The following is a 6,985-nucleotide window of genomic DNA, read 5'->3' on the forward strand; positions in this document are numbered from 1 at the left end:
AAATAAAATAGCAAAATAACAAGGCTAAAATTATAATACATAGTTGTTCTATATAAATAATTTTTAACGTAGTTAGTGAGTTATTGAATACGCTAGAATGATCATGTTTTTAATAAAATTGGTATTATTATCCAAAGTGCTGGTTACTTAGCGCTACCCTAACTTCATTTTTAAATCGTTTGATTAAAGATTTAATAATACAAAGCTAAATGCCATAGAAGCTACTTTCATTAGAGTGCTTGATAAGTTGTGTCGTACAATGAAGAGGATTAAAGCGGGGTATATAATTAACAGGCTTTGAACTAATGCGTTGCGCATACACAAAGCCTATCAACTAAAAACTAACTAGCTAAACGAGTTACTCGCCAGACTCTTCTGGGCGATGTTGTTTTTGCACGCCTGTTAAAAATAAACGTAATATTTGGTCATTACAAACACGGTAATGTTTATTGTCTACTTTACGAGAAAACGCACTTAGTTCATGCTTGCTTAGATCAAAATCAACAAGTGCAAGCGTTGCTATCACATCTTCTGCTTTCATATTTAAAGCAATACGTAGCTTCATAAAGATAATATTGTTGTTTAGCTTTTTCTCGGGCTCTGGTTGCTCACCTTCGCGTTTGCCACGTTGGGTATTAATAAACCCATTTAAAAAGCTAGCAAACTCAGTATCACTTATTGGGGTAAAAGCCTCTTCACCTTCTTTAGTTAACCATGCAATTACTTGCTCTTTGGTGACCGTATGCTCTGCTGATGCAAAAACATTGACCATAGCAGTATCAGTTAAGTTAAAAGTGTAGCGAATGCGGCGTAAAATATCGTTATTAGTCAAAGTAAATCCCAAAGTGAGGTATAGCAACCAAGCAGTTATTGCTTAATTTTAAATAAGCGCCTAGTTTAACAGGTTTACTATTACCACCCTATTAATTTTTATTTAAGCTGTTAGCTTAGTTACCAAGCACTTTGGCAGGATCGACGCGCGTTGCTTGCCATGCAGGATAAATAGTGGCAAGTATCGCCAGCACAAACGTAACAATCACTGTAATACCAATGTCTTCAAGTACTAATTTACTCGGTAAAAACTCTATAAAATAAACGCCTTCAAGGGGGTTTTCACCAAATAATTGGCTTATCCAAGTAAATAGCTCACTTATATTAAGCGCTAATACCACACCAATTAGTGTTCCTAGTGCCACGCCTACAAATGCTTGCATTAAGCCCTGCAATACAAAGGTGGCTAAAATAGTACTGTCTTTAGCACCCATGGTTTTTAAAATTGCAATATTGCCTTGTTTTTCACGCACTTCCATCACCAAAGAGGACACAATATTAAAACTTGCCACAGCAATAATTAAAAATACCACAATATAAACAATAGTACGCACCATTTGAATATCTTGATACAGGCTGCCTTGCGTTCTAAACCAACTAGAAATATACACGTAGTCGTCAATCGTTTGACCCACTTTTAACGCTATTTGATGCGCCGAAAACACATCATCAACACTTAATCGCAGCCCCGTAACTTGGCTTGCGTCGTAGCCTAATGCCTGCTGCGCTTTGCTGAGATGTATAAACGCAGCTGTACTATCAATCGGGCCACCCATTTCTATAACACCCACAAGATTAAGTGTTACGCGTTTAGGTGCTAATAATGACTGGCCCTTTTGGCTTATTTGCGGAATAAGCAACGTAATGTTATCGCCGACTTTAGCATTTAACTGTTTTACTATTTGCTTACCTAAAATAACGTCATCAAGGCCTAACTGGCTTACTAGTTTGCCATCTGTAAATTGGTTTACTGCCGATACATTACTCTCTAGCGATGGCTCAACACCGCGAATTTCCACTGCTTTTAGTTGGCTTTTATATTGCGCCATACCGTTTACAGCAATAAATGGGGCAGCCCCTGTTACGTGGGGTTGTGATTGTAAGCTATCCACCTTTTGCGACCAATTTGCAATAGGCCTACTTGGCGCTACATATTCAACTTGTGGCACAACACTCAATAACCTGTGCACTAATTGCTGTTCAAAACCATTTATTACCGACAACGCCACAATTAAAACCGCAACCCCCAATAAAATACCAATAGTCGACGCTTTAGCGATAAAACTAACAAAGCCGTTTTTTTCGTCCTTGTGACCCGAATAAGCCCTAAAACGTTTACTTAAAAATGCACTAAGCAACATGCTGCGACTCTTTAATAGCTAGTTTTCCATCGTCTAAATAAGCAATTTTACCTAGCTTATCGGCAAGTTCTAAATCATGTGTGACCACTACAAAACTGGTGTTTAAACTTTTGTTGAGTTCATTAATTAAATCGTAAATTTTAATCGCATTTTGTTTATCTAAATTACCGGTTGGCTCATCGGCAAGCACAAGCGCAGGTTTTGTAACCAGTGCACGTGCAATTGCTACTCGTTGGCGCTCCCCGCCTGAAAGCGCAGACGGTTTATGTGAGCTGCGATGTGCAAGGCCTACTTTCTCTAGCATTTCCAGCGCTTGAGCTTTAGCCTCTTTTGCACTTAGCCCTTTAATTAATAGTGGCATTGCTACATTTTCAACCGCGCTAAATTCCATTAATAAATGATGAAATTGATAGATAAAACCCAAGTTTTTATTTCTAAATGCGGCCTGCTCAGTGCGCGAAAGCTTTGCAACTTCTTGATTTTTAATTTTAGCGACACCTGAACTTGCAGTATCTAAAGTGCCGAGTATATGTAAAAGCGTACTTTTACCTGAGCCAGAGCTCCCCACAATGGCGAGCATTTCACCTTGCTGGAGCGCTAAGTCAACGCCTTTTAATACTTCAACTTGATTGTTGCCGTCTTGATAAACTTTACTTAAATTTTCACAACTAATGACTAAATCATTCATAACGTAATACCTCTGCTGGTTTTACTTTCGCGGCTTTGCGCGCAGGATATAAGGTAGCTAAAAAGCTCATAGCAATACTGGCAGACGCTATTATTACTAAACTCAAAATATCAAATTTTACCGGTAGCTCAATACCCGCAAGTAAGTTCAAGCCCACCAATGCAAGTAACTCATTTATATATAAACTCAATATAACACCTAAAAATGCGCCTATTACGGTACCAATTACGCCGTTATATAAGCCTTGTACCATAAACACTTTTTGTACTTGTGAAGGCGTTAGCCCTAACGTTTGTAGTATGGCTACCTCACCTTGTTTTTCGCTTACCATCATGGTCAGTGCCGATACAATATTAAACACAGCGACCAATACAATGAGGGCAAGTAACATCGACATAATCCGTTTCTCCATAGCAACGGCTGCAAATAAAGTCCCCTGACTACTGCGCCAATCACTATAATTGTGACCTTTAAAAACACCTTGGCTTGATTCAATAAATTCATCTAGTGCAAACGGTTCGTGCAATGAAACACTTAAATTTGGGGCGGTGTTTTTATCCAGCTTTAGTATCCGTTGTAGCGAAGGCCCACTGGTAAACGCAAGCGCCATGTCTATTTCAGAGCCAGTTTCGTATATCGCAGCCACTTTAAATAAACGTTGGCTTGGCATTCTCCCAAGGGGTGTATAGGTTGAGGCATTTGGCATAATGACGCGAAGTTTATCACCTACACCAACGCCTAACTTGCGGCTTAGATAACGACTTATAGCAATACTGTAGTTTTTGGTTAATACGGTTTTCCAATCACCTTGCACTATTTTATCGGCAATTTTATACAAAGAGCCGTTATCGTCGTAAAGGCCTTGCAATAAAACGCCGTGTAAGTCTTTATTGGTTTGTAAAATAGCTTCGCCGTGGCGGTATAGGCTTACATGATCAACATAAGGTGATTGCTCTAGGTCTGCTTTGAGGGTATCCATTTGCGAGTTTGTGTGCTTATCTGATTGCACCTCAACGTGTGGTATAAGGCCAAGCATATTAGTTTTTAAGCTATTTTCAAACCCATTCATTACGCTACTGACGGTAAATAAGGCGATTAAACCAATCGCAATACCGGCAATAGAAAAAAACGAAATAAACGATATAAACGCATTTCCTTTTGAGGAGCGACTATATCTAAGCCCTATAAATAAGCTAACCGGTTGAAACATATTATTTTAAACACTTATCCTAAAAGTATTAAATAATAGTAGCACGAAAAAAGCCCTTTTGGGTATGCCGTAAAATGTAAGAAATAATTTAAAAATCTGATACTTGGCTAAATTTAAAGCACTGCAAATTTGAATTTATCTGTAAAGGTTAATTAGGCTTAAATCGATTACTTTAGAGGAGACAAAAGCTTTCTGGGAATGTACAAAACTCCATTTCATCTTTATTTTTCGAAGATTGATCGCAAAAAACAAAAGTTATACTATAACATCATTGATCCAATGACGCTGGATTGTTATAGTATATCACAACATAATAACCGCGAACTTTTATATTCATGACTAAGCTAACACTAATCTCATCAGCTCTTCTTTCTGTTTTATGTTCTCATTCGGCGCTGGCCGCGACTGTAAATGGCAAAGTAATCGATGATAAAAATCAACCAATTAAAAATGCGACTATTCATATACATGGTAAAACGCAAAGCGTAAAAAGTAATGAACTTGGTGAATTTACTATTGAAGTCGATACAGCAAGCCAATTACACATTAGTAAAAACAATTATATTGACTCTCGTATTGCTGTAACTGATTCATCAAATAACCTAAGCGTATCACTAAAACCAACATCCGTAGAAACAGTGGTGGTGTATGCTTCTGCGCTTCATAAGAATAGTTTAGAGATGATTTCTCCAGTCAGTGTTTTATCTGGTGATGAATTAAGAAATAAATCTAAACCCACTCTTGGTGAAACGCTAAAAGGCTTACCTGGCGTTAATGCGAGCTATTTTGGTCCAGTTTCTTCAAGCCCTATTATTCGAGGTTTAGATGGCCCTCGCGTTAAAATTACTCAAAACGGCTTAGATAGCAGTGATGCATCGCGAATTGGCCCTGATCACGCGACATCAAGCGATAGCTTAGCAGCAGAGCAAATTGAAGTGCTACGTGGCCCAAGCACACTACTTTATGGCTCTGGTGCAATTGGTGGTGTTGTCAATGTAGTTGACAACCGTATTCCTACCAGCAGCATGGATACCTTAACAGGGGCTGCTGAGTACAGCCACGACACAGCCTCAAATTCAAATACGGTAGCTGCAAAACTTGAAACCGGTAATGAAGGCTTTAACTTTCATTTTGATGGCACTAAACGTAGCGGCGATGATTATCAAACGCCTACATTTACCATCGCTGATGATGATGGCGATGTTGAAATTGAAAGCTCAGTAGAAAATACTTTTATTGATAGCGAAACACTCAACTTTGGTACCAGCTATGTTGGAGAGCATTTAACGATTGGTTTATCTTACGGTAGTATTAATACTGATTACGGAATTCCTGGACATGAACACCATCACGAGCATGATCACGAAGGTGAAACAGAAGAAGAGCACGCAGAGCATGACGATGAAGCTGCTGAAGCACCAGTTTATGCACATTTAGAGCAAGATCGCTGGCAAGGCCTTGTAAGCTACGCGCTACATAATAATTGGATCGAAACAATTAACCTGCGTGTAGGTTACACTGATTACTCCCATCAAGAGATTGAAGACGGTGCAGTTGGCACAACATTTACCAATCAAACAACAGAAGCGCGTCTAAATGTAGAACATAAATTTGCTGATTGGCACGGTATGATTGGCTATCACTATAGTGATTCAGACTATAATGCAATTGGTGAAGAAGCCTTTACACCCGCGAGCGTAACCACAACAAACGCGTTATATTTACTAGAAGAACGTGAATTTGGTGATGTAACAGTTGAGCTTGGCGCACGAGTTGAAGATTATAAAATAGAAAGCCAAATTTCAGAGGCCGAACACGGTCATGATCACGACGAAATTGAAGATGACCACGATGATGAAGAAACAATCGGTTACAGCAAAAGTTTTACTAATTTAAGTGTCTCTGCTGGTGCTATTTGGCAGTACAAACCTGGCCATAGTATTGCAACAAGTATTTCTCATTCAGAGCGTGCGCCACTCTCTGCAGAGCTATTGTCAAACGGCTTGCACATTGCAACCGGCACTTACGAGCTAGGCCTTGGTTATAACATTGAAGGTAATGAAGCGCATTTTGAACCTGAAAATATTAAGCAAGAAACATCTACAAATCTAGATTTAAGCCTTAGACGTTTTAGTGGAGACTTTGGTTATACCGTTAATTTTTTCTATAACGATATCAAAAACTTTTATTTTCAAGAGAATACCGGTTTAGTTTACGATGAAGAAGACGGTTTAGAATCAGCTATTGGTGCACATGACGATGCTGTTGCGGTTTATCAGTTTACTAGTAAAGACGCTGAGCTTTATGGAATTGAGTTTGACGCACATTACCAAATAACACCAAGCGCTATGGCTAAAGTATTTGGTGACTCAACGCGTGCAAAACTAAGAGACGATGCGGGTAATTTACCCCGTATACCTGCCAATAAATTAGGCTCTGAGTTACAGTATGATTTAGGTGACTTACAACTAACACTAACGGGTACTCATTACTTTGATCAAAACGACGTAACAGCGTTTGAAACACAAACAGATGGCTACACGCTCTTTGATGCTCAAGCAAATTATCAATTAGGTTTAGGCGCTGTAGATGCACAACTTTACATCAATGTGGATAATATTACCGACGAGCTAGGCTTTGTTCACAGTTCATTTATCAAAGATAAAGCCCCACTACCTGGTAGAAACTTCCGTTTTGGTATTCGTGGTTATTTTTAATAACTAACCTGAGCTCTGGTTAAGAGATTTACTAACGTATTGAATCATGGTGATATTTAAATTTATTTTCTCTAGCCAGAGATTTTCAGTGAAAACAAGGCGAATTTACGCGTCAATAGCGGGCCTATTGCAAGTAAATTCAACGCAGTTAGTGAGTTATTTAATACGCTAAAATGAT

At 38.8% G+C, this 6,985-nt stretch carries 5 protein-coding genes; 1 reads left to right on the forward strand and 4 read right to left on the reverse strand.

Annotated elements, in window-relative coordinates; genetic code table 11:
• Positions 1 to 358 precede the first annotated feature (358 nt).
• The 4 genes from CWB66_RS14170 to CWB66_RS14185 form a co-directional block, all read right to left on the reverse strand.
• Complete coding sequence (locus CWB66_RS14170) at positions 359 to 832, reverse strand: YehS family protein (protein WP_077538050.1); 474 nt, start codon at positions 830 to 832, stop codon at positions 359 to 361.
• A 115-nt stretch (positions 833 to 947) separates the two neighbouring features.
• Complete coding sequence (locus tag CWB66_RS14175; protein WP_138585884.1) at positions 948 to 2,192, reverse strand: lipoprotein-releasing ABC transporter permease subunit; 1,245 nt, start codon at positions 2,190 to 2,192, stop codon at positions 948 to 950.
• Entirely contained in the window at positions 2,182 to 2,880 is a 699-nt protein-coding gene (lolD, locus tag CWB66_RS14180; protein ID WP_138585885.1) for a lipoprotein-releasing ABC transporter ATP-binding protein LolD, read from the reverse strand. The genes CWB66_RS14175 and lolD overlap by 11 nt, the downstream gene beginning before the upstream one ends.
• Positions 2,873 to 4,090 carry a lipoprotein-releasing ABC transporter permease subunit gene (locus CWB66_RS14185; protein WP_138585886.1) on the reverse strand — a complete coding sequence of 406 codons (1,218 nt, stop codon included), beginning with the start codon at positions 4,088 to 4,090 and terminating at the stop codon, positions 2,873 to 2,875. Before CWB66_RS14185 ends, lolD begins: the two co-directional genes overlap by 8 nt.
• Before the next feature lie 335 nt (positions 4,091 to 4,425).
• Between CWB66_RS14185 and CWB66_RS14190 the strand changes: the two genes are divergently transcribed.
• On the forward strand, positions 4,426 to 6,807 hold the full coding sequence (locus CWB66_RS14190) for a TonB-dependent receptor (RefSeq protein ID WP_138585887.1): 2,382 nt from the start codon (positions 4,426 to 4,428) through the stop codon (positions 6,805 to 6,807).
• Positions 6,808 to 6,985: the final 178 nt, after the last annotated feature.

The organism is Pseudoalteromonas sp. S558, from assembly GCF_005886635.1.
GTDB lineage: Bacteria > Pseudomonadota > Gammaproteobacteria > Enterobacterales > Alteromonadaceae > Pseudoalteromonas > Pseudoalteromonas aliena.